The organism is Minwuia sp. IMCC3060 (genome assembly GCF_029909435.1).
GTDB lineage: Bacteria > Pseudomonadota > Alphaproteobacteria > Minwuiales > Minwuiaceae > Minwuia.
In genome coordinates, this window is record NZ_CP123782.1 from 2,195,301 (window position 1) to 2,218,530 (window position 23,230).

Here is a 23,230-nt window from a genome sequence, read left to right on the forward strand (position 1 = left end):
GGTGACCGGTTCAGGCCGTGCCGGTCAGTTCCCGATAGACGGAAATCGTCCGCTCGCACATCAGCGTCTTGGTGAAATTGGCCGCGATATGGGCCACCGCGCGGCTTGCCAGCGCATCGCGCGCATCCTGATCCAGCGCGACGGCGGTCTCCACGGCCTCCGCCAGTTGGACAGCATTGTCGGGGTCGACCCACCAGCCCGTCTCCCCCGGCACGACCGTCTCCATGGCGCCGCCGATGCCGGTCACCACGGTCGGACGTCCCATGGCCTGTGATTCGACCGCGACACGGCCAAAGGCCTCAGGCTCCACCGACGTGGACGCCACGACACTGGCCAGAGCATAGGCAGCCGGCATGTCGCGACAGGTGCCGACGAACCTCACCCGCCCCTCAACGCCCAGGCGCTGTGCCAGGCGGCGGAGTTCCAGCTTGTAGGCTTCATGCCCGACATCGCCCCCGGCGAACACGACAACCGAGTCCTGATCGCGCAGCAATGCCAGTGCTTCGATCATCACACGCTGGCCCTTCCAGCGGACCAGCCGTCCCGGCACCAGGATGACCGGCGCACCTGCGGGCACGGCCCAGGCCTCGGCGAGCTGTATCTTCCGGGCCGCGGAGACGGTGGAAATATCGAACTGGGCCAGATCGACACCGCGCGGAATCATCCGGATGCGGTCGTCGGTCAGGTCCGGCGCGACCTGGCGCAGATAGTCCCGGATGAAGTCGGACGTCGCGATCACGCGATCGCCGCGAAACATCACGCTGTTGTAGGCACGCTTGGCGGCATTCTGGCCGTTGTAGGGTCCGTGAATCGTGGTCACGAAAGGTGTCCCGGTGCGGCGCGCGGCGTAGAACGCGCTCCAGGCCGGGGCGCGTGACCGCGCATGCACGATATCGACCTTCTCCGCCACGATCAGGCGGGCGAGTTGGCCGATATTGCGCCACATCACCAGCGGATTCTTGGATCGCATGGGCAGCAGCACATGCTCGCCGCCGCCGCGTTCCACCTCCTGCACCATGTGCCCGCCGGAAGATGCAACGATGGCCCGATGGCCCGCGACGGACAGGGCCGTGACCATGTCGGCGGTGCCACGCTCCACGCCCCCGGTCACCAGCGCGGGCAGCACCTGCAGCACGGTCAGCGGGCGGCTGGCGGCAGGCCCGGTCTGTGTCGGGTTGCCCGGTTCGTGGATCGGTGGTTCGCTTGTCATGTAGTCACTGGGCTAGGAGACGAGAGTGCCGAACGCGCCGAAAGAACTGTCGCGACACGACGGAGAAACCATCGCTTATCATCATACCACCGGAAAGACACCTGGCATCATCTTCTGCGGGGGTTTCATGTCCGACATGGGTGGCACCAAGGCCCTGGCGCTGGAGGAGCATTGCCAGGCCAACGGTCTCGGGTTCGTGCGTTTCGACTATCTCGGACATGGCGAGAGCTCCGGCAGTTTCGCGGATTCGGGCTGCATCAGCCGCTGGACGGAAGATGCCACCGCGGTTCTTGATGAACTGACAACGGGACCGCAGATCATTGTCGGATCTTCCATGGGGGGATGGGTCATGCTGCGCCTGGCGCTTGCACGCCCGGAACGCATTGCCGGTCTGATCGGCATCGCACCGGCCCCGGACTTCACGACCTGGATTTGGGAGGAACTGGGAACGGCGAATCAGCAGACCCTGATGGCGGACGGACTGGTGCGCGTTCCCTCCGAGTATGATCCGGAAGGCTATGTCATCACGCGAAGACTGATCGAGGACGGGCGCGCCTGTCATCTGCTGGATGACGGCACACTCGGCGTCGATGTACCCGTGCGGCTGCTGCATGGCATGGCCGACCCGGACGTGCCATGGCGGCATTCGCTGCGAATCGCGGAGGCGCTGCGGTCGACCGACGTGCGCATCCACTTTGTGAAGGCGGGCGATCACCGGCTGTCGGAGCCGGGTGACCTTGATCTCCTCCGCGCCACAGTCGACGAACTGGTGCAGACCGTGGGCGGCTGAGACCGAAATCACATCAGGAACAGCAGGTTGTTGTCCTGATCGAACACTTCGTAGGCGCCCTGCGCGGCGTCGTAGAGCATGGAGGCATTGACGCCGCCCAGGCCGTCCGACAGGTCGATCTGGGTCACGACCGTCTCGTCGAAGGTGACCGACCCGGCGCCGGCGGGGAACTTCGCCGTCCAGCTGCCGTCGCCATTGTCGATGAAATCGACATCGTCCAGTCCGACACTGCCGTCGGCACCTTCCAGGATCAGCCGGTTGCCGATATCGACATCATTGATGACGTCGTTGTTCGATGAACTGTCGCTGCCCGCCCTGAACAGGAAGGTGTCGAAGCCTTCGCCACCATCCAGCAGGTCATCGCCCTGGCCGCCTTCCAGCGTGTCGCCGCCCAGACCACCGAACAGCTGATCGTCGCCATTGTCGCCCAGCATGCGGTCGAAGCCGTCGTCACCGAACAGGGTGTCGAAGCCACCGTCGCCGTGCAGTTCATCATCGCCGGCACCGCCGGTGATGAGGTCGCGGCTGGTGCCGCCACCGATCGTGTCATTCCCGGCGCCGCCGTCCAGCGTGTCCTTCCCGCTGCTGCCGAACACCATGTCGTCGCCGTCGCCGCCGATGACACTGTCCGCGCCCGAGCCACTGTTGACGAAGTCATTGCCGGCACCCGCGTCAACCACGTCATCGTCGGAATTGGCAAAGACCACATCGTCGCCGTCACCGGCGTTGATGGTATCCTTGTTGATACCGCCGTCGATGTAGTCACTGCCCGCGCCACCTTCGATCAGGTCCGCACCGCCGCCGCCGACCAGCGTATCGGCCTCGACACCGCCGATCAGCGTGTCATTGCCGCCTTCGCCGAAGGCCTCGTCAGCACCTTCGCCAACCGAGACGAAGTCATTGCCCTCGCCTGCCAGCACGAAATCGTCGCCAAGACCGCCGAAGATCTGGTCATTGCCGGACCCGCCGCGCAGTTCGTCCGCGCCGTCTCCGCCGTCGAGGGTGTCATCACCGGTCTCGCCTTCCAGCGTGTCATCGCCCGCATCACCGGAGATCACATCGTGCAGGTGGCCACCGCGAACCAGATCAGCGCCCTCGCCTGCCGTGATGGTGTCTGAACCACCAAGACCGGAGATCGTGTCATTGCCCGCGCCACCATCGACCGAGTCATTGCCCGGGTCGGCATTGACGAAGTCATCACCGATACCTGCCGTGATCCGGTCGTCGCCGGTGCCGCCGCGCAGGCGGTCATTGCCGTCGCCGCCGTCCAGCGTATCGGCACCGTCACCGCCACGGACCGTGTCGTCGCCTGCACCACCATCGACCAGGTCATCACCTTCCTCGCCATCAGCGAAGTCGTTTCCGGAACCGCCGAAGAGCTGGTCGTTGTCGGTACCGCCGCGCAGGTTGTCCGCACCGGCACCGCCGATCAGCGTGTCATCGTGAACGTCGCCACGCAGGCTGTCGTCACCGTCGCCGCCATCCAGGCTGTCATGGCCGGTCAGGCCGAGAAGACTGTCATTGCCGGCGCCACCAAAGGCCGTGTCGTTCTGGCCGCCTGTGTTGAGCGTGTCGTTGCCTTCTCCACCAAACAGCAGGTCATTATCGAAATTGCCCTGCAGCAGGTCATCGCCAAGGCCGCCGGTGACGGTATCGTTGCCGCCCGAGCCGAACAGCGTGTCCTCGCCATCACCACCGGTGACGGTGTCGTTGCCGAGTTCACCGCGCAGGTTGTCGTTGCCTGCGCCGCCGATCATGGTGTCGGCACCATCGCCACCGCGTGCCTCGTCGTCGCCGTCACCGCCGTCCAGAACATCGTCATCGGCACCGCCACGCAGCAGGTCCGCACCGGCACCGCCGACAAGACTGTCTGCCCCGGCATCACCACGCAGGGTGTCATCGTCATCACCGCCGTCCAGGGTGTCACCACCCTCGCCGCCGATCAGGATGTCATTGCCTGCTTCGCCGAGCACATGGTCGTCCTGGCTGCGACCGGTGATCTGGTCGTTACCGCCGCCAGCGGCAAAGATGCGTACATTGCCATCCTCGCGGTCCGACAGGGACACGGTGTCATCGCCGCCCAGCGCGGCATCCGTCGTGCCCTCCAGGAAGTCCGACGTGTCGATGGCATCAAAATCGACGTTGTTGTTGCCTTCGGTGAACAGGGGCTCCGGATCGGGTTCCGGTTCCGGCTCGGTCACACCCAGCACGGTTTCCACGTCGGTGAGCTGGAACACGTTCTCGCCCACGGTGACCGTTCCGGCCTCCGCGTCATAGACCGCGCCATCGACACCGGAGAAATCCACCGTGTCGTTGCCGGTGCCGCCGAAGATCTCGCCACCGCCGGAACCGGCGATGAACAGGTCATCGCCATGGCTGCCGGACATCACATCACGGCCTTCGCCGCCGATGATGGTGTCGGCGCTGGAGCCGCCGGAGATGGTGTCATTGCCTGCACCGCCGTCCAGGACGTTCTCGCCCGAACTGGCGGAGATGACGTCATTGCCGGCACCGCCGCGGACAGTGTCATTGTCGCTGCCAGCCTCGATGGAATCGGCGCCGTCGCCACCGTCGATCACATCGGCCTGGGAGCCGCCGTCGATGGTGTCGTCGCCGGCACCGCCTTTGATCGTGTCCGCGCCGTCCTCGCCATGGATCTGGTCGTTGCCGTCGCCGCCGTCGATCACATCGTCCTGCGATCCGCCGTTGATGGTGTCACCACCGGTGCCGCCGTCGATCACGTCCGCGCCATCCTCGCCGCGGATCTGGTCATTGCCGTCACCGCCACGAATCGTGTCGTCCTGCGACTGACCGTTCAGCGTGTCATTGCCTGCGCCACCGTCCAGCTCGTCGGTACCGCTGCCCCCCAGCAGGCTGTCGTCGCCATCGTCACCGAAAAGCGTGTCATCGCCGCTCTGGCCGTTGATGGTGTCGTTGCCCGCACCGCCGCTGATGGCATTGTTCAGGTGGTCGCCGTTCAGATTGTCGTCCGTACCAGCGTCGGTCTCCTCACCGCCGACGGTGAGGGAGGAAAGCGATACGGACTCCTTGCCAAGACCACCCTTCTCCGCATCCTTCTCATCGGTGAAGAATTGCTGACCGGCCTTGATCTCCGCCATTTCAAATGTCAGCAGCAAGGCGATCTCGGTGCCATCGGCAGTCTCGCCGACCGCAGTCAGGTAGCCGGAATCGGCGTCACCGCTCTCGCTGTTCGAAACACCGATCTTTGCGTCAAAGACTTCGATCACAGCACCGTTCTCGTCGGTGAAGCTGAAGTCGATCTTCTCCTTCGAATCCAGCGTCTGCGGGTCCTTGTCATTCTCCGCGACGATCTTCAGGTTGCTGACGGAGCCCGAGTCCACATCCGCAATGTGGAAATCGTCCTTGCCATCCTTTGCATCAATGTTCTTGCCGCTCGCGTAGCTGAACGTGGCATCGATCCGGCCGCTGACCATATCCTTGTCGTCCTTGTCGTCCTTGTCGTCCTTGTCGTCCTTGTCGTCCTTGTCGTCCTTGTCGTCCTTGTCGTCCTTGTCGTCCTTGTCGTCCTTGTCGTCCTTGTCGTCCTTGTCGTCCTTGTCGTCCTTGTCGTCCTTGTCGTCCTTGTCGTCCTTGAGGGACACACCGAGCACTTCCTCGATATCTTCCAGCGTGAAGACGTTGCCGCCTGCGGAAACCGTATTGCTTTCCGCGTCGAACACCGCGCCATCCACATCAGAGAAATCAACAGTGTCCTTGCCGGATCCGCCAGAGATCACACCCCCGCCTTCGCCTGCGATGAACAGGTCATCGCCGGAACCACCATAGAGTTCGTCCTGGCCTTCACCGCCCGCCAGGGTGTCATCGCCGGAATCCCCGAACAGTGTGTCGTCACCGGCATTGCCGCTCAGCTTGTCATTCTGCGCCCCGCCATCAGCGACGTCATCGCCCTCGCCGCCCTCGATGGCGTCCTCACCACTGGCACCGAGCAGCGTGTCAGCGCCCGCGTCACCGCTCAGGGTGTCGTCCTGGGATTCACCTTCCAGCAGGTCATCGCCATCGCCACCGGACAGTTCGTCCTCGCCGCTTGCGCCGAACAGGGTGTCGTCACCAGCCGCACCCTCAAGGGTGTCATTGCCGCTTTCACCCTTGATCTCGTCATTGCCGGCGGCACCTTCGATGTCATCATCCTCGTAGTTGCCGCTCAACTTCTGGTCATCAACCTTCTCGGCCTCTTCCTCGACGGGTCCGACCCTGTTGCCGCGATCCCGGCTCGGAGCCCGGAGTTCAGGTTCTTCAGCGGCGGGCTCCGGCTCCTCCACGCCAAGTGACGAAATGGAAACGGATTCCTTGCCCTCGCCAGCCTTCTCGGCATCCTTCTCGTTGGCAATGAAGGCCTGCCCCGCTTCAATGCTCTCTACATCAAAGGCCACCAGCAGGGCGATCTCTTCCCCGTCTGCGGTCTCACCCACGGCGGCCAGGAACCCGGTATCGTCGGCACCATCGGCACTCGTGGAACGTTCGACCTTTGCGTCGGTCACACTGACCGTCTCGCCACGCTCATTGACGAAGCTGAAATTGATCTTCTCGCCGGAATCAAGCGTCTGCGGATCCTTGTCGTCTGCAGCCTCAATGCGCAGCTTGCTTACCGACGTGGAGGAAACATCGGCCTGGTGAACCTTCAGCTTGCCGTCCTTGGCATCAACGTTCTTCCCCGTCGCATAGGAAAATGCCGCGTCGATCTCACCGGTGATCATGTCCTTGTCGGCCATCAGGGCCTCCGCTCTACCTTGGCGATCATGTGCCACCAGAGGGCCACGACCAGATGAAAAACACGTGAATGCTGCGACGCAACAGCCGTGCCAGTCTCAAATGTGCCCCCACAAGGAAGAAACCAAGCAAAATCAGCGATGATCAAGATTTCGCGTTTCATAATGAGACACCATGCGATGTCCGTCACGGTGCGGACGTGCACCTTCGGGACAGCTAGATGCGCACACGATGTCCAGTCAGTTGCGCACACCTCCCCTGTGTCGCATTCTTTGATACGAGAGAACATGTTGGGGAGCGACGAAACAGGATGAATGCGCCAGTTATCGATACGAGCATCAGCGCTGCTAAACTGGCACGGGACGTACGGGGTCAGAATTTCTTCGAGATTGACCGGTCACTCCAGTCATTGCTGAAGATCTATTGCCCGGATTCCCTGCGGGAGCACATGTGGCCGCACTGGCAGCGCCTCGGCGAGGTCGCGGGCGGCTCGCTCGATGAACTGGCCGATATCGCCGAACGGCACCCGCCCCGGCTGCACTATCGCGACCGGTTCGGTCGGGACCAGGAATGGATCGAATATCATCCTGCCTATCGTGACATGGAACGGGTCGCCTTCACGGAGTTTGGCCTGCACATGATGAGTCACAGGCCCGGCGTGCTGGACTGGCCGGAAACCGTTCCGGCAATCGCCAAGTACGCCTTCACCTATCTGTTCGTGCAGGCAGAATTCGGCCTGATGTGTCCGGTCAGCCTTACAGACACCGGCCTGGCCATGCTGCTGAAGTTCGGCGATGCCGCAATCCAGGAGAATTTTGCCGACCGCATCGCCGTACAGGACGCGGATACCATGCTGCGCTGTTCGCAGTTCATGACGGAGAAGGCCGGTGGTTCGGACGTCGGTCTGGTCGAGACCATTGCGCGGCAGGAAGACGGCGGATGGCGCCTCTATGGCGAGAAATGGTTCTGCAGCAACACCGATGCGGATGTGGCATTGCTGCTGGCCAGGCCGGAGGGGCGCGGCGCAGGAACGCGCGGGCTTGGCCTGTTCGTGATGCCGAAGACCTTGCCGGACGGCAGCCGTAACAACTACCGGATCATGCGGCTTAAGGACAAGCTGGGCACCAATTCCATGGCATCGGGAGAGATCGTCATGGAGGGCGCGCAGGCCTGGGTGGTCGGCGATGTGGAGGATGGCATCCACCAGATGATGGCGCAGGTGAACCTCTCCCGTCTCAGCCACGGTGTGCGGGCTGCCGCCCTCATGCGGCGGTGCCTGAACGAGGCTCTGGTCGCCGCCGAGTCCCGCACGGCCTTCGGCCAGCAGGTCGCCGACATGCCGCTGGCGCAACGGCAACTGATGAAGATGATGGTGCCGACGGAGCAGTCGCTGAGCATGTATGCCTACGCGGCCCAGCAGATGGACGCGGCCAAGGCCGGGGACAAGGCTGCGGAAACCCGCCTCAGGATCGTGACGCCGCTCTACAAGTTCCGCGCCTGTCGCGACAATCCGGGGGTGGCAACCGCGTCGATGGAGATGCGCGGCGGCAATGGATACATCGAGGACTTCGTCAATCCGCGCCTGATACGCGACTCGCAGATCGGGCTGCTCTGGGAGGGGACGAGCAACATCAATGGTCTCGATGTCCTGACCCGTGCGGTCGCGAAGGTAGGGGCACACACTGCCCTGGCGGCAGACATCAGCGAGCGGCTTGCCGCCAGCAATGCCCTGCCCCCGGCGCTGCGCGACGCGGCGGGCGACTGCCTCGACCGCGCCACGGCCATGGCCGACGAAGTTGCACGCCGGGGTGACGAGACCCAGGCCCGGCGGGTTTCCAGCGCGCTGTATCACAGCGTGACCGCCTCCCTGATGGCCTGGGAAGGGGCGACGCTCGGGTCCCGTGGAGAAGACGCCCGCCGCCTGCTGCTGGCGCGCATGGTGATCGATCACCGGCTGAAACCATCGGACCCGCTTTCGACGGAGGATGGCGCATTCAACCGTGCCGCGTCTGCCCGCCTGCTGGACACGGCACCGGTATCCCTGGCGGAAGCATCTGAAATGCTCCTGCTGCCGTGACACAACCTGTTGCAGAACTGACAGAAGCAGAGCGCCGCGACATCAAGGCCGTCGATAACGGTTTCGGGCGCTTTGCCAGATACCTCGTGACCCGTTTCGGTGCCGTCAGGAGCTTGATGCTGGCGACGGTCGCGATCACGGTCGTTACATTTGTGACCTGTCTGGTCTCCTATGAAATCATCGGCCTAGACTACCTCGGCAACCCGATATCCGTGGTGATGCCGATTGTCATGCCCATCGTCACGGCGTTCCCGACCACCCTCATCATCCATCGTCTTGTTGCCGCAACCATGGCACGTGAGCAGCAGGGGCTGCGCCAACAGGCGGCACTCCGCGCCGCGGCAGACGAATCCGCCTTCCATCGTGCCCGTGCGGAAAGGACCAGCAAGGCCACTTCGGATTTCCTGGCCAGCATGAGCCACGAGCTGCGGACACCGCTGAACGCCATCATCGGCGGCGCCGACATGATCAGGAACCAGTCCCTGGGGCCCGTCGGCGACGAGAGGTACCTGCAGACGGCGGAGGACATTTCGTTCGGCGGAATGCACCTGCTGCAGATGATCAACACCATCCTTGATCTCGCGAAGCTGGAGAGAGGTGCCCACACCTACCAGATGGAGGAAATACCCGTCGGCGAGATCATCGAGAACGCGGTCCGGATCGTCCGTGGGCAGGCGGAGCAGGCCCGTATCGCGATCGAGTTCACGACACCGCCCGAGCAGATGCAGATCATCTGTGATGACCAAGCAATGCGTCAGGTGATGCTGAACCTGCTCTCCAACGCCATCAAGTTCTCCCCTGCCGAAAGCACGGTGCACGTCGATGCGGTTGAGGAGCCGGACGGGCGGATCTTCATACGCGTTGCCGATTCCGGGTTCGGCATCCCGAAGGACCAGCTTGACGACATCTTCGAGCCTTTCGTGCAGGTAGACAGCGTGCGAACACGCTCCCAGCAGGGCACCGGACTTGGCCTGGCCCTTGTCCGCACGATGGTCGAACAACAGGGTGGACAGGTGTTTGTCGAGAGCACGCCCGGCCATGGTTCGGTGTTCAGTCTTGCTTTCGAGGCCGCTGCAAAGGTTTGACAGCCGGTCGCGGCCCGATCAAAAGTCCCCTCACGGCGAATTCACGCCCAATCAAGATTCCCGCTTGCAAAGCGACAACTGAACCGCAAGGCGCCACCATGAGCGATGACCGCAACCGAAGCCTCAACCAGGAGGCACTGATCTTCCACTCCACCGGACGTCCGGGCAAGATCGAGGTGGTGGCCACAAAGCCGATGGCAACCCAGCGGGATCTCTCACTGGCCTACAGCCCCGGGGTCGCGGAACCCTGCCGGATCATCCATCGCGACCCGAACCAGGTCTATGACTTCACGGCCAAGGGCAATCTGGTCGCTGTCATCTCCAACGGCACGGCCGTGCTGGGTCTTGGTGACCTCGGCCCCCTCGGCTCCAAGCCGGTGATGGAGGGCAAGGCGGTCCTGTTCAAGCGCTTCGCCGATGTTGACGGCATCGATGTCGAGCTCGATTCCACGGACGTGGACGAGATCATCGCAACCGTCCGCGTGATCGCCCCGACCTACGGCGGCATCAACCTGGAAGACATCAAGGCGCCGGAATGCTTCGTGATCGAACAGCGGCTTCGGGAGCTGCTCGACATCCCGGTGTTCCATGACGATCAGCATGGCACGGCTATCATCGCCGCCGCCGGCCTGATCAATGCCTGCGCGCTGACAGGCCGGAAACTTTCCGACGTGCGCATGGTGGTGAACGGCGCGGGCGCGGCCTCCATCGCCTGCATCGAACTGGTCAAGGCCATGGGCGTCGGCGTCAACAACGTGGTCATGTGCGACTCCAAGGGCGTCGTCTATCGCGGCCGCGAAGAAGGCATGAACCAGTGGAAGTCGGCCCATGCGGCGGAGACGGATGCCCGCACGCTGGAAGATGCAATGGTCGATTGCGACGTGTTCTTCGGACTGTCGGTGGCGGGGGCCGTGACCAAGAAGATGGTCGCCTCGATGGCCGACAATCCGGTGATCTTCGCGATGGCCAACCCGGACCCCGAGATCACGCCGGAGGATATCGCCGAAGTCCGCTCCGACGCCATCGTGGCAACCGGGCGGTCCGACTATGCCAACCAGGTGAACAATGTCCTGGGCTTCCCGTATATCTTCCGCGGCGCGCTGGATGTCCGCGCGACAACGATCAACGAGCAGATGAAGATCGCCGCCGCGGAGGCCCTGGCCGACCTGGCGCGGGAAGACGTGCCCGACGAGGTCGCGCGCGCCTATCGCGGCACACGGCTGCAGTTCGGACCGGAATACATCATCCCGACACCTTTCGACCCGCGCCTGATCTCCGCCATCCCGCCGGCAGTCGCCGAGGCCGCGATGGCCAGCGGCGTGGCACGCAAGCCGATCGTGGACATGGAGAACTATGTCAACGAACTGCGCGCGCGCCTCGACCCGACCTTTGGCGTGCTGCAGCTGATCTTCGATGAGGTTCGTGCCAATCCGAAGCGGGTTGTCTTCGCGGAGGGTGAGGAAGAGAAGGTCATTCGCGCCGCGATGGCCTTCAAGCAGGAAGGCTATGGCACACCGGTGCTGATCGGCTATCCGGAGCGGGTGCAGGAGATGATCCGCGACATGGGTCATGACCCTGACGAACTCGAGATCGTCAGTGCCCGGGATTTCGACAATCGCGAAACCTACTACGACTTCCTCTATGCCCGCTGGCAGCGCCGCGGGCTGCTGTACCGCGATTGTCAGCGGCTGGTGAACACCGACCGCAACGTGTTCGCCGCCTGCATGGTTGCCAATGGCGACGCCGACGCGATGGTCACCGGCGTCACACGGCGTTTCTCCTTTGCCTACGAGGACGTCCGGCGGGTCATCGACCCGCGCCAGGGTCAGCGGGTGTTCGGTTTGACCATGCTGCTTTCGCGGGGACGCACCGTGTTCATCGCTGACACGACAGTGCACGAACTGCCGACGTCCGTGGAGCTTGCCGACATCGCGGTCCAGGCTGCGGCCATGGCACGCCAGATGGGGCATGAGCCGCGCGTCGGTCTGGTTTCCTACTCGACATTCGGCAATTCGACCCACGTCACGTCCGACAATATCCGTGGTGCCGTGTCCCTGCTGGATTCCCGGGAACTGGACTTCGAATATGATGGCGAGATGTCGGTGGATGTCGCGCTCAACCCCGAACTGATGGAACTCTATCCGTTCTCGCGGCTCTCAGGTCCGGCGAATGTGCTGATCATGCCGGGACTGCAGTCCGCCAATATCGCGGCCAAGCTGCTCCAGTCCCTCGGTGGCGCGACCGTGCTCGGTCCGCTGCTGGTCGGCCTGTCCCACCCGGCGCAGGTGGTGCCGATCGGGTCCTCCGTTTCCGACCTGGTCTCTGCTGCGGCGCTGGCAGCCTATGACGCGGGCAAGAACTGACACGGCATCTCCACAGGCGTCCCCGGTCGGGACAGCCTGTGGATACTCTTGTGGCTGCTGGCACCAAATGCCTAAACGAAAAGGGAAATATCCGGATCAGCAACATGCTGGCTGTTAGGACTCCCTTTACCGCTGTCACCGCATAGTTTGGAAATGAGTGCGTCACACCCCCATACCCCGACCGGTTCGGAGGCGGAAATCCCTCACGATTTCCTGGCTGGTGTGCGCCATTTCTGGTCCCGCAGGCCGATCCACACGTCAGTGATCCTGCTGCTCGTCACGCTTGCCGGTGCGGGCTTCGTGGCGGTTACCTATCGCTGGGCCGGATCGTTCGAGGCACAGGTTGCGGCGGGCGTCGTTGCATCCGTCTTCGGGTTCGGGGTCGCCGTCGCATTCTGGATGACCAGGCGGCGCCAGTTGACGACCGCGATGGTTACCCGGATGGGGGTACTGGTCGATGGGCTGGCCCTGTTCAGCCACAATGATCAGCTGATAACCACCCCCACCGGCGTGCTGAAGGGATTCCCCAGTCTGGACCGCCTGCCTTTCATCCAGCGGATCACGGAGCAGGCGCGAACCGTGGGTGTCGGCGCCGATCAGGCCATGCCCTCCCCGGAAGCGTCATCCGTTCTGGTCCGGAAGTTCCTGCGTGGCGACCTGCATGAAATCAGGCTGGAACTGCATGACGGACGTACCCTGGACCTCGGCCAGGTGTTTCTGGACGACGGACCGCGGATGCTGATCGCCCGCGACATGACCGAGGCAACGCAGCGCGAACGCGCACTCCGCGACAGCGAAGCCCGCTATATCCGCCTGACGCAGATTGCTTCCGACTGGGTCTGGGAAACCGATGCCAACCACCGTTTCGTTTCCGTCTCGGGCCGGTTCGAGCAGATCACCGGTGTCCCGCCGCAGAGCCTGATCGGCAAGCGCTTCATCGAGGTCTCGGACCTGCGGCGCGATCCGGCAGTCGTGCGCGACCTGCAGCGCCTGATGCGCGAGCATGAGCACTTCAGTGACGTCACCTGTCCCCTCAAGCTCGTGGGCAAGCATGGGCCGGTCCAGTTGCGGCTCGCCGCGCATCCGATGCACGACAGCACCGGACGCTTTCTCGGGTACCGCGGCGTCGCCGCCGACATCACGCGGCAACGCATGGCCGAGTCCGATGCAGAGAGCGCGCGGCGATCCGTCAAGGACGCCATCGCCGCCGCATCCGAAGGTATCGCGCTCTTTGCCAGCACGGGGCAGTTCCTGATGTGCAACCGGACGCTGGCCAACGCCTTCGCACCGGCCGGCCACCTGCTGAGGACGGAAGGCACCCTGGACGAGATCGTCGCGGGACTGTTCGACGCCCGTCTGCTGAACATGCCCGAAGGCATGGGCGCACTCGCGCGCCGGCGGATGATGGAAGAACTGCGTCGCGGCGACCTGCGTCGGGAGTTCTCGGGGGCCAAGGGGCGCTGGTACCGGGTGGCAGCGAACAAGACTGCCGACGACGGCCTGGTGCTGATCTTCTCCGACATCACCGAGATGAAGAAGCATGAGGCCACGCTGGCCGCGCGCATCGAGGAACTGCAGCAGACAAAGACCAAGCTGACCGAGCAGAAGGAAACCCTTTCCCGCTTCGCCGACAACCTGGCCGTGGCCCGGAACGAGGCGGAGGCCGCCAGCAGGGCAAAATCCGAATTCCTTGCCGCCGTCAGCCACGAATTGCGCACCCCGCTGAACGCCATCATCGGCTTCTCCGAAGTCATGAGCGCGGAGTCCTTCGGCCCTCTCGGCACGCCGAAGTACAAGGACTACGCGGGCGACATCCTCGATTCCGGGCAGCACCTGCTGGGTCTCATCAACAATATCCTCAACCTCTCCAAGGCGGAGGCGGGCAGCCTGACGCTCAGCCCGGAGCCGATCGATATTGCCGAGGTCATTCAGATATCCGCGCGCATGGCCTGCCCGCACAACATGGGCACGGATCTGGAGATCCGGGTGGAACCGGACATCGGTGAGGTCATGGCCGACAGCCAGAAGCTGAAGCAGATCCTGATCAACCTGATCTCCAATGCGGTCAAGTTCACACCGGCCTCCGGCAGCATCAGCGTGGTCGCGGAACGTATGGACAATGGGTTCCGCATTGCGGTCAGCGACACCGGCATCGGCATGCGGGCGGAAGACATTCCCCAGGCGCTGACTGCATTCCGCCAGATCGACAGTTCGCTGGGTCGCAAGTACGACGGGACCGGCCTTGGCCTGCCTCTCGCCAAGAAGTTCACCGAACTTCACGGCGGCTCCCTGACCATCGAGAGTGCGCTGGGCGAGGGCACGACCGTCACGGTCTATTTCCCGGAACGCGGCGCGACTGCCGAGGACGCCGCAAGGGTCGCCTGACCCATCGCACCTGCCCCGACGTCAGCCCCGCAGCATCGCGCATGCCCCCTGCCCGTCAAAGCTGGCTTACAGGCAGGCAAACCCGCGCTATCCTTGCGGCAATGATCGCGTGAAATCGCGTGTGCCTGGGGAGGATCAGTCATGGATTACCGTCCGATATCAGCGGACTCGCACATCACGGAGCCGCCGGACTGCTATACTGCGCGCATCGACCGGAGCTGGAAGGACAAGGCGCCGCACATCGTGCATGACGCCAAGTTCGGTGACGTGTTCGCCATCGACGGGATGAAGAAGCCCATTCCGATGGGCCTGATCGCAGCGGCCGGGCGCGACCCGAAGGACCTGCGTTTCGGCGCGGACAACTACAAGGACCTGCACCCCGGGGGCTGGGATCCCGTGCAACGGCTGAAGGATCAGGACCGTGACGGCGTCTATGGGGAGATCATCTATCCTTCCGTCGGCATGATGCTCTGCAACCACCCGGACTTCGACTACAAGAAGGCCTGCTTCGACGCCTACAACCTGTGGCTCCAGGAGTTCTGCGATCCGGCGCCGGGCCGCCTGTTCGGCATGGCACAGCTCGCCATGCGTTCCGTCGATGAAGGCATCGAGGAACTGCGCAAGGCCCGGGAGATGGGGTTCCGCGGTGTCATGATGCCGGGCAATCCCCAGGTCGAGGACTATGACTCGGAGGTCTACGGCCCGTTCTACGAGGCTGCGGTCGACCTCGGCATGCCGCTGTCGTTCCACATCCTGACCAGCGGCTCCGACCAGGTGGGCCGCACGCGCGGCGCCAAGATCAATTCATTCCAGTCCATCATTCGCGGCTGCCAGGACATTCTGGGCATGATGATCTTCGGCGGCGTCTTCGATCGTCACCCGGATCTGAAGGTGGTCTGTGTGGAGGCGGATGCAGGCTGGGCGCCGCACTGGATGTACCGCGCCGATCATGCCTACAAGCGCCATCGCTTCTGGCTGACCTGCGCCGAGCTGGAACGGATGCCGTCCGATTACTTCAAGGAGAACATCTATCTGACGTTCCAGGACGACTGGTCGGCGCTGAAGGCCAAGGACGAAATGAACACGGACCGCCTGATGTGGGCCAACGACTTCCCGCATTCGGACTCCACCTGGCCCTGGAGCCAGGACCTGCTGGCCGAACACACGAAGGGTCTGACCGCGCACGAGAAGCGGCGGATCCTGCATGACAATGTGCGGGAACTCTACAATCTGCCCATGAACTGATCGCGGCGACGTCACCAACTTGTCGAACGGCTGGGGAGGCCTGAACGATGCTGGATATCAAGATCACCAATGCGCGGATCGTCGACGGCACGGGCGCACCGTCGCGCCAGGGCAGTGTCGGCATCCGCGACGGCAAGGTTGTCGCGTTGGGTTCCGTCGATGGCGAGGCCACGACGACAATCGACGCGCAGGGCCATGTCGTCGCCCCGGGCTTCGTCGATATCCATACCCATTATGACGCCCAGGTCGTCTGGGACCGGATGATGACCATCAGTCCCTGGCATGGCGTCACGACGGCGGTCATCGGCAATTGCGGCTTCGGCGTCGCCCCGACCCGCCCCGCCGACCGGGATCTGATCGTCCGCACGCTGGAGAAGGTGGAGGGGATGAGCGTCGATGCCCTGAACGCCGGACTTGGCGACTGGGGCTTCGAGAGCTTTCCCGAGTACATGGATGCGCTGGAGGCGCAGGGAACCGCCATCAATCTCGGCGTCCTGTTCGGCCATACGCCGCTGCGGCTCTACGTCATGGGGCTGGATGCGACGGAGCGCGCCGCGACCGACGACGAACTATCCACCATGCGCGGGCTGTTCGCGGAGGGGCTGGAGGCCGGTGCGCTGGGCTTTGCCACGTCGAAGGCCGTGACCCACACCGGTTTCGAAGGCCGCCCCGTACCCAGCCGCCTGGCGACTTTCGAGGAAATCCTCGGCCTCGCCTCCGTCATGGGCGAGCAGAAGACCGGTCTGATGCAGGCCACCATCGGGCGAGACCTGTTCCTGGACGAGTTCGAGAAGATCGCGCGCGCCACAGGGCGCCCGATCTCCTGGACCGCCCTGCTGGCCGGTGTGTCGCTGGCGGAGGGGGATCACATGGATCAGCTCCGCCGCTCCGCCGACCTGAACGCGCTGGGCCTGCCGATCTACCCGCAGGTGACGCCGCGCGCCCTGATGTTCGAACAGCAGTTCAGCGCGCCATTCATCTTCGAGCCCATGTCGATCTTCCGCGATGTGCGCGGCGCGGATCATGAGGGCAAGAAACGCATCTATGCCGACACGGCATTCCGCGATGCCTTCCGTCACAAGATGGACGGCAACGCGAAACCGACCTTCATCCGGTCCTTCGAGAAGACCATCATTGCCGATGTGCCGGGCGCGCCGGAACTGTCCGAGCGGCTGCTGCGGGAAGTCGCGGCGGAACGGGGCGTGGCGATGACGGACCTGATCCTCGACCTGTCGCTGGAAACGGATCTGGAAGCGCGTTTCCGGATGCCGGTGGCAAATCACGAGGAAGACGAGGTCGAACCGCTGCTGAAGGATTCCTCCACCGTCATCGGTCTCTCGGATGCCGGCGCGCACGCCAGCCAGCTCTGCGATGCCTGCCTGCCGACCTGGCTGCTGGGCCGCTGGGTGCGGGAAAAGGGCGTGTTCTCTGTCGAGGAAGCAGTGCGGATGCTGACCAGCCGCCCGGCGGAGGTCTTCGGCATCACCGACCGCGGCACCCTGGCCGAGGGTCGCCCTGCCGACATCGTGATCTTCGATCCCGAAACGGTGGGCTGCGGCCCGATCCAGCGGGTGCATGATTTCCCCGCCGGAGCCGACCGGCTGGTGGCGGATGCCTTCGGCATCGACGCCGTCATCGTCAATGGCACCCTGCTGCGCCAGTCCGGCCAGGACATGGTGGATACCGCCGGTGCCCTGCCCGGCAAGCTGCTGCGCAACGGCCACGCCTGACCCGATCGTTCAAGAACCTGAAACCAAGCCTGCTGGAGATACCCGCCAAATGACGAAAGACTGGTCGCCCGAACTCGAAGAACTGGAAACCCGCAAGCGCATGGCGCGGGGCATGGGCGGCCCCGACAAGGTGGCGCGGCAGCATGCCGGCGACCGCCTGACGATCCGGGAGCGGATCACCGGGCTGGTGGACGATGGCAGTTTCCAGGAGGTCGGCTCCATCGTCGGGCGCGGCGAGTATGACGCCGACGGCAATCTGGTTCACCTGATGCCCAACAACTCCGTCACCGGGCGCGGCCTGATCAACGGGCGCCAGGTGGTGGTGACCGGCGATGACTTCACGGTGCGCGGCGGTTCCGCCGATGCCACCAACAAGGGCAAGGCGCTGCATCCGGAGCAGATGGCGCGGGAAATGCGGATGCCGATCATCCGCATCATCGAAGGCTCCGGCGGCGGCGGTTCGGTGAAGACCATCGAGACCACGGGCCACGCCAACCTGCCGGGCGGCTGGGGCCAGTCCTTCGGGGCCGAACAGCTGATGATCAACATGGGCGAAGTACCGACCGTCGGCCTGGGTCTCGGCTCCGTCGCTGGCCTGGGTGCCGCGCGACTGGCCGCCACCCACTTCTCCGTCATGCGCAAGGACGTGGCCGCCATGTTCGTGGCCGGGCCGCCGGTCGTGAAGGGTATCGGCCAGGATCTGACCAAGCAGGAACTGGGCGGCTGGCAGATCCAGCTTGCCGCCGGTGGCGTGGACAATGCCGTGGATACGGAGGAGGAAGCCTTTGAACAGGCACGCCGCTTCCTGTCCTACATGCCCTCCTCGACCGATGATCTGCCGCCCCGCGCGGAGTGCGACGACCCCGTCGACCGGCGGGAGGAAAAGCTGTTCAGGATCGTGCCGCGCGACATCCGCAAGGTCTATCGCATGCGCTCCATCATCGACGCGGTGGTGGACAAGGGCAGTTTCTTCGAGATTGCACCGCTGTTCGGGCGTTCCGTCATCAGCGGCCTGGCGCGGCTGGACGGCTGGCCGGTCCTGCTGCTGGCCAGTGACCCCTACGTCTATGGCGGGGTCTGGACCTCCGACGCCTGCCAGAAGGCCGTGCGCATGGTGGACATGGCGGAGACCTTCCACCTGCCCGTGGTCTACCTGTGTGACTGCCCGGGCTTCCAGGTCGGGCTGGAGGCAGAACAGCGCGGCACCATCCGCCACGGCGTCCGCGCGATGGCGGCGATCGAGCAGACGACGACACCCTGGTGCACCATGATCATCCGCAATGCCTTCGGCGTCGCCGGTGGCGCACATGCGCCGTCCAACCGCTATGTCACGCGCTACGGCTGGCTGTCAGGCCGCTGGGGCTCCCTGCCGCTGGAGGGCGGGATCGAGGCCGCCTACCGCGCCGACCTGGATGCGGCGGAGGATCCGGAGGCCGAACTGGCCGCCATCACCGACCGTCTGAACAAGCTGCGCTCCCCGTTCCGCACGGCGGAGACCTTCGCCATCGAGGAAATGATCGACCCCCGAGACACCCGCCCGCTGCTCTGCGACTTCGCCAACATGGTCGCACCGGTCCGTGGCCGCCAGGAAACCCGCATGTGGGCCCGTCCCTGAGATCGGGACCGTACATGCACACCAGCGCCTGAGCCGTCTCACTCCCCACTCACGCCGTGCCCGGACTTGATCCGGGCACCCAGAGTGCCGCGCGAGCGTCGGAGACTGGGCTCGCGGATCAGGTCCGCGAGCATCGTGGGGAAGTGTTGGCGGGACCTACGAAACCCGCCCCGCTTTCTCCAGCATGGCACGGAGCAGGACGTTGCCGCCTGCGTGGATCCACTCCGGCTTGGCGTCCTCGACTTCGTTGTGGCTGATGCCGTCGATGCAGGGGATGAAGATCATCGACGTGGGCGCGACGCGGGAGATGTAGCAGGCGTCGTGACCGGCGCCGGAGACGATTTCCCGCGACGAATAGCCAAGCTCCGCAGTGGCGCGGGCCACGGCCTCGACGCAGGAGCGGTCGAACGGCACCGGCGGGGAATGCCAGATCTCCTCGACATCCACCTCGACCCGCGACCGGTCCGCGATCTCCGCCACGCCTGCGCGCATCTGGCGGTCCATGGAGAGAAGCTGATCCGCATCCGGATGACGGAAGTCGATGGTCAGGAAGACATGGCCGGGAATGACGTTCCGGCTGTTCGGGTGCACCTGCATCATGCCGACCGTGGCACAGCCGACGGGGCCGTGATCCAGCCCCACCCTGTTGACCAGGTCGACGATCCGGGATGCCCCCAGCAGGGCGTCCTTGCGGATCGGCATCGGCGTCGGCCCGGCGTGGCTTTCCTGACCGGTGATGTTCAGTTCGTACCAGCGCTGGCCCTGGGCGTCGGTGACGACACCGATCTCCTTCTCCTCTGCCTCCAGGATCGGCCCCTGCTCGATATGGGTCTCGAAGAAGGCGTGGATGGCGCGGCCACCGACCTCCTCCGGCCCGGCATAGCCGATGCGTTCCAGTTCCTCGCCCATGGTCTTGCCGTCCACGTCAGCGCGGCTGAGGCCATATTCCAGATCGAAGGCTCCGGCGAAGACGCCGGAGGCAACCATGGCAGGCGCGAAACGGGAGCCTTCCTCATTGGTCCAGACCACGGTCTCCACCGGATGTTCGGTGGCGATGTCCAGGTCATTCAGGCTGCGGATGACCTCCAGCCCGGCAAGCACCCCATAGACCCCGTCGAACCGGCCACCGGTGGGCTGCGTATCCAGATGACTGCCGGTCATGACCGGCGGCAGGTCATCATTGGTCCCGGCACGACGGGCAAAGATGTTGCCCATCCGGTCGATGCGGATGGTGCAGCCTGCCGCCTTGCACCACTGAACGAAAAGATCGCGACCTTCCCGGTCGAGATCGGTCAGGGCAAGGCGGCAGTTGCCGCCCTTTTCCGTCGCTCCGATCTTCGCCATCTCCATCAGACTGTCCCAGAGACGGTCACCATTGATCGCCAGATTATGCCCATCGTTCATGGTCCGCCTCCTGGTTTTGTCATTTGACCGTCCCTCCCCTCTCCCCTTCCCGGCCACACAAGGGAGAATCCCTGTCGGGTGGCCGGCTGGGTAAGAGGGATGGCACCGCCAGCCCTACAAGATCACTCTCAGTGCGTCAGTTCCAGCGCCATGGCCGTCGCTTCGCCACCGCCGATGCAGATGCCGGCGATGCCGCGCTTCATGCCGTGGGTCTTCAGGGCATTGATCAGCGTGACCAGGATGCGCGCGCCGGAGGCCCCGATGGGATGGCCCAGCGCGCAGGCCCCGCCATGCACGTTCACCCGCTCCACATCCAGCGCCAGCTCGTGAATCGCCGCCATGGGAACAACGGCAAAGGCCTCGTTGATCTCGTAGAGGTCGACCGTCTTCGGATCCCAGCCGGTCTTCTGGTACAGCTTGTTGATCGCATGCACCGGCGCGGTGGTGAACCAGCCCGGTTCCTGCGCATGGCTGGTGTGGCCGATGATCCGGGCCAGCGGGGTCAGGCCGCGCTTCTCGGCCTCCGACTGGCGCATCATGACCAGAGCGGCGGCACCATCGGAGATGGAGGAGGAATTGGCGGGCGTCACCGTGCCGTCCTTGCGGAAGGCGGGCTTCAGCGTCGGGATCTTGTCCAGGTTGGCATTGCGGGGCTGTTCGTCACTGTCGATGGTCACCTCCCCCTTGCGGGTCATCAGGGTCACCGGAGCGATCTCGTCGGCAAAGCCGCCGCTTTCCTGTGCGCCCTGCGCGCGCTTCAGGCTGCGGATCGCGTACTCGTCCTGCTGTTCGCGGGTGAACTGATAGGCCTCCGCACAGTCCTCCGCGAAGGTGCCCATCAGACGGCCCTTGTCGTAGGCGTCCTCCAGCCCGTCGAGGAACATGTGGTCCTTCACCTCGCCATGACCCAGTCGCATGCCGCCGCGTGCCTTGGGCAGCAGGTACGGCGAATTGGTCATGCTCTCCATGCCGCCCGCGACCATGATGTCGTTCACACCGGCCAGCAGCATGTCGTGGCTGAACATCGCCGCCTTCATGCCGGAGCCGCACATCTTGTTGATCGTCGTGCAGTTGGCGGCATCGGGAATGCCCGCGCCCTTGGAAGCCTGGCGCGCCGGGGCCTGCCCCTGACCCGCCGGCAGCACGTTGCCCATGATCACTTCGTCGATGTCATCGCCGCTGACGCCAGCGCGCGCGAGGGCAGCGGCAATCGCCGTGCTGCCGAGGCTGGAGGCGACCTCGCCCCCCAGTTCGCCCTGGAAGCCACCCATCGGTGTCCGGGCCATACCAACAATGACGATCGGGTCGGTGCTGCTCATGATCTGATGCTCCATGAAGAATTTCTGCTCCATGATCTAGCGCGTGCGGCGGGGCTTGGAAACCTCCGGCGCGGCGGCGCGCCGCAGTCATGCTTCCGGCGCAAGCGATGGACGGGGGGGCGGAAATCTGCGATGAGACCCGCTTTGCCCCTGCCGGGCACTTCACTGATCTGGCCATCACACCGGACCCGCACCCGATGACCACCTTCGCGGTCGTGATCCCCGCCATGAACGAGGCTGGCAATATCGGCCACCTGGTGACGGAGATCGACGACGTTCTGAAAGACACGCCCCCCGTTGCGATCATCGTTGTCGATGACGGCTCCGACGATGCAACGGCTGAGGAACTGCGGCAGACCATGACCGCGGTGCCGCGCCTGCGCGTGCTGCGCCACCAGGTCCGGTCCGGCCAGAGCGCTGCCGTGCGCAGCGGTGTCCGCGCGGCGGTGGAGGCAGAGGTCATCATCACGCTGGACGGCGACGGACAGAACCCGCCCCCCGACATTCCGGCCCTGCTGACACGGCTGACCGACACGACCCGGCCGCACGTCGGGCTGGTCAACGGCTGGCGGGTCGGACGGAAGGCGACGGGCAGCCGCCGCTTCGCGTCCCGCGCCGCCAATGCCATCCGACAGGCCGTGCTGCGCGACGATTGCCCCGACTCGGGCTGCGGGCTGAAGGCCTTCCGCCGGGCCGACTATCTGGAACTGCCCTTCTTCGCCACCATGCACCGCTTCATGCCGGCGCTGTTCAGGCTCTATGGCCATGACGTGGCCACGGTGGAGATCGGCGACCGGGACCGCTCTGCGGGGCAGTCCAAGTACACCAACTGGAAGCGGGCACTCGACGGCATCGTGGATCTGCTGGGCTTTGTCTGGCTGCGCTATCGTGCCCGCAACCCGGGCGCAACCGAGGTCACCCGCAGCGACGGAGGCGGTGCATGATCGACCTGGTCGCCAACTGGTGGGACCGCATGACCGGGATCGAGGTCTGGCTGTTCATCTTCGGCCTGTTCGCGCAGAGCATGTTCTTCATGCGCTTCCTGGTGCAGTGGATCGTGACGGAGCGGGCCCGCAAGTCGGTGGTGCCGGAGGCCTTCTGGTACTTCTCCATCACCGGCGGCGTCCTGATGTTCACCTATGGCATCCTGCGGGAGGACCCGGTGATCATGCTGGGCCAGACCACGGGCATCGTCATCTACAGCCGCAACCTCTACTTCATCCGCCGCGACAAGCGCCGGGCCAGCGCCGGTTAGCGG

14 protein-coding genes are annotated in these 23,230 nt (G+C 64.4%); 10 read left to right on the forward strand and 4 right to left on the reverse strand.

What is annotated here, in order from left to right; all coding sequences use genetic code 11:
- Positions 1 to 10: 10 nt before the first annotated feature.
- Positions 11 to 1,210, reverse strand: coding sequence for a glycosyltransferase family 4 protein (locus tag QGV54_RS10335; RefSeq protein ID WP_281016913.1), 1,200 nt, complete (start codon positions 1,208 to 1,210; stop codon positions 11 to 13).
- A 127-nt stretch (positions 1,211 to 1,337) separates the two neighbouring features.
- On the opposite strand from QGV54_RS10335, the gene QGV54_RS10340 reads away from it, so the two are divergent.
- Positions 1,338 to 2,000, forward strand: coding sequence for an alpha/beta fold hydrolase (locus QGV54_RS10340; protein WP_348638753.1), 663 nt, complete (start codon positions 1,338 to 1,340; stop codon positions 1,998 to 2,000).
- Between the two features lie 8 nt (positions 2,001 to 2,008).
- Here the strand turns inward: QGV54_RS10340 and QGV54_RS10345 are convergent, their stop codons facing one another.
- The gene (locus tag QGV54_RS10345; RefSeq protein WP_281019895.1) at positions 2,009 to 6,751 is read right to left on the reverse strand and encodes a calcium-binding protein; all 4,743 of its coding nucleotides are present in this window, start codon (positions 6,749 to 6,751) and stop codon (positions 2,009 to 2,011) included.
- A gap of 308 nt (positions 6,752 to 7,059) precedes the next feature.
- Here QGV54_RS10345 and QGV54_RS10350 point away from each other — a divergent pair, with 308 nt between their 5' ends.
- The 7 genes from QGV54_RS10350 (at position 7,060) to QGV54_RS10380 (ending at position 19,249) form a co-directional block, all read left to right on the forward strand.
- A complete protein-coding gene (locus tag QGV54_RS10350; RefSeq protein ID WP_281016910.1) occupies positions 7,060 to 8,826 on the forward strand; it encodes an acyl-CoA dehydrogenase family protein in 1,767 nt (588 codons plus the stop codon).
- Positions 8,823 to 9,911 carry a HAMP domain-containing sensor histidine kinase gene (locus tag QGV54_RS10355; protein ID WP_281016909.1) on the forward strand — a complete coding sequence of 363 codons (1,089 nt, stop codon included), beginning with the start codon at positions 8,823 to 8,825 and terminating at the stop codon, positions 9,909 to 9,911. The genes QGV54_RS10350 and QGV54_RS10355 overlap by 4 nt, the downstream gene beginning before the upstream one ends.
- 98 nt (positions 9,912 to 10,009) lie before the next feature.
- Positions 10,010 to 12,274: an NADP-dependent malic enzyme gene (locus QGV54_RS10360; RefSeq protein WP_281016908.1), complete on the forward strand. Its 2,265-nt coding sequence runs from the start codon at positions 10,010 to 10,012 to the stop codon at positions 12,272 to 12,274.
- A gap of 153 nt (positions 12,275 to 12,427) precedes the next feature.
- The gene (locus tag QGV54_RS10365) at positions 12,428 to 14,659 is read left to right on the forward strand and encodes a PAS domain-containing sensor histidine kinase (protein ID WP_281016907.1); all 2,232 of its coding nucleotides are present in this window, start codon (positions 12,428 to 12,430) and stop codon (positions 14,657 to 14,659) included.
- A gap of 141 nt (positions 14,660 to 14,800) precedes the next feature.
- Positions 14,801 to 15,904, forward strand: a complete 1,104-nt coding sequence (locus QGV54_RS10370; protein WP_281016906.1) for an amidohydrolase family protein — start codon at positions 14,801 to 14,803, stop codon at positions 15,902 to 15,904.
- A 47-nt stretch (positions 15,905 to 15,951) separates the two neighbouring features.
- The gene (locus QGV54_RS10375; RefSeq protein WP_281016905.1) at positions 15,952 to 17,634 is read left to right on the forward strand and encodes an amidohydrolase family protein; all 1,683 of its coding nucleotides are present in this window, start codon (positions 15,952 to 15,954) and stop codon (positions 17,632 to 17,634) included.
- Between the two features lie 49 nt (positions 17,635 to 17,683).
- The gene (locus QGV54_RS10380) at positions 17,684 to 19,249 is read left to right on the forward strand and encodes a carboxyl transferase domain-containing protein (RefSeq protein WP_281016904.1); all 1,566 of its coding nucleotides are present in this window, start codon (positions 17,684 to 17,686) and stop codon (positions 19,247 to 19,249) included.
- A gap of 156 nt (positions 19,250 to 19,405) precedes the next feature.
- Here the strand turns inward: QGV54_RS10380 and QGV54_RS10385 are convergent, their stop codons facing one another.
- Together QGV54_RS10385 and QGV54_RS10390 are read right to left on the reverse strand one after the other, a co-directional pair.
- Positions 19,406 to 20,653, reverse strand: a complete 1,248-nt coding sequence (locus tag QGV54_RS10385) for a Zn-dependent hydrolase (RefSeq protein ID WP_281016903.1) — start codon at positions 20,651 to 20,653, stop codon at positions 19,406 to 19,408.
- Between the two features lie 128 nt (positions 20,654 to 20,781).
- On the reverse strand, positions 20,782 to 21,972 hold the full coding sequence (locus QGV54_RS10390) for an acetyl-CoA C-acyltransferase (protein WP_281016902.1): 1,191 nt from the start codon (positions 21,970 to 21,972) through the stop codon (positions 20,782 to 20,784).
- An 89-nt stretch (positions 21,973 to 22,061) separates the two neighbouring features.
- Between QGV54_RS10390 and QGV54_RS10395 the strand changes: the two genes are divergently transcribed.
- Both QGV54_RS10395 and QGV54_RS10400 read left to right on the forward strand, forming a co-directional pair.
- A complete protein-coding gene (locus tag QGV54_RS10395) occupies positions 22,062 to 22,916 on the forward strand; it encodes a glycosyltransferase family 2 protein (RefSeq protein WP_281016901.1) in 855 nt (284 codons plus the stop codon).
- On the forward strand, positions 22,913 to 23,227 hold the full coding sequence (locus QGV54_RS10400; RefSeq protein WP_281016900.1) for a lipid-A-disaccharide synthase N-terminal domain-containing protein: 315 nt from the start codon (positions 22,913 to 22,915) through the stop codon (positions 23,225 to 23,227). Before QGV54_RS10395 ends, QGV54_RS10400 begins: the two co-directional genes overlap by 4 nt.
- The last annotated feature ends 3 nt before the right edge of the window (positions 23,228 to 23,230 follow it).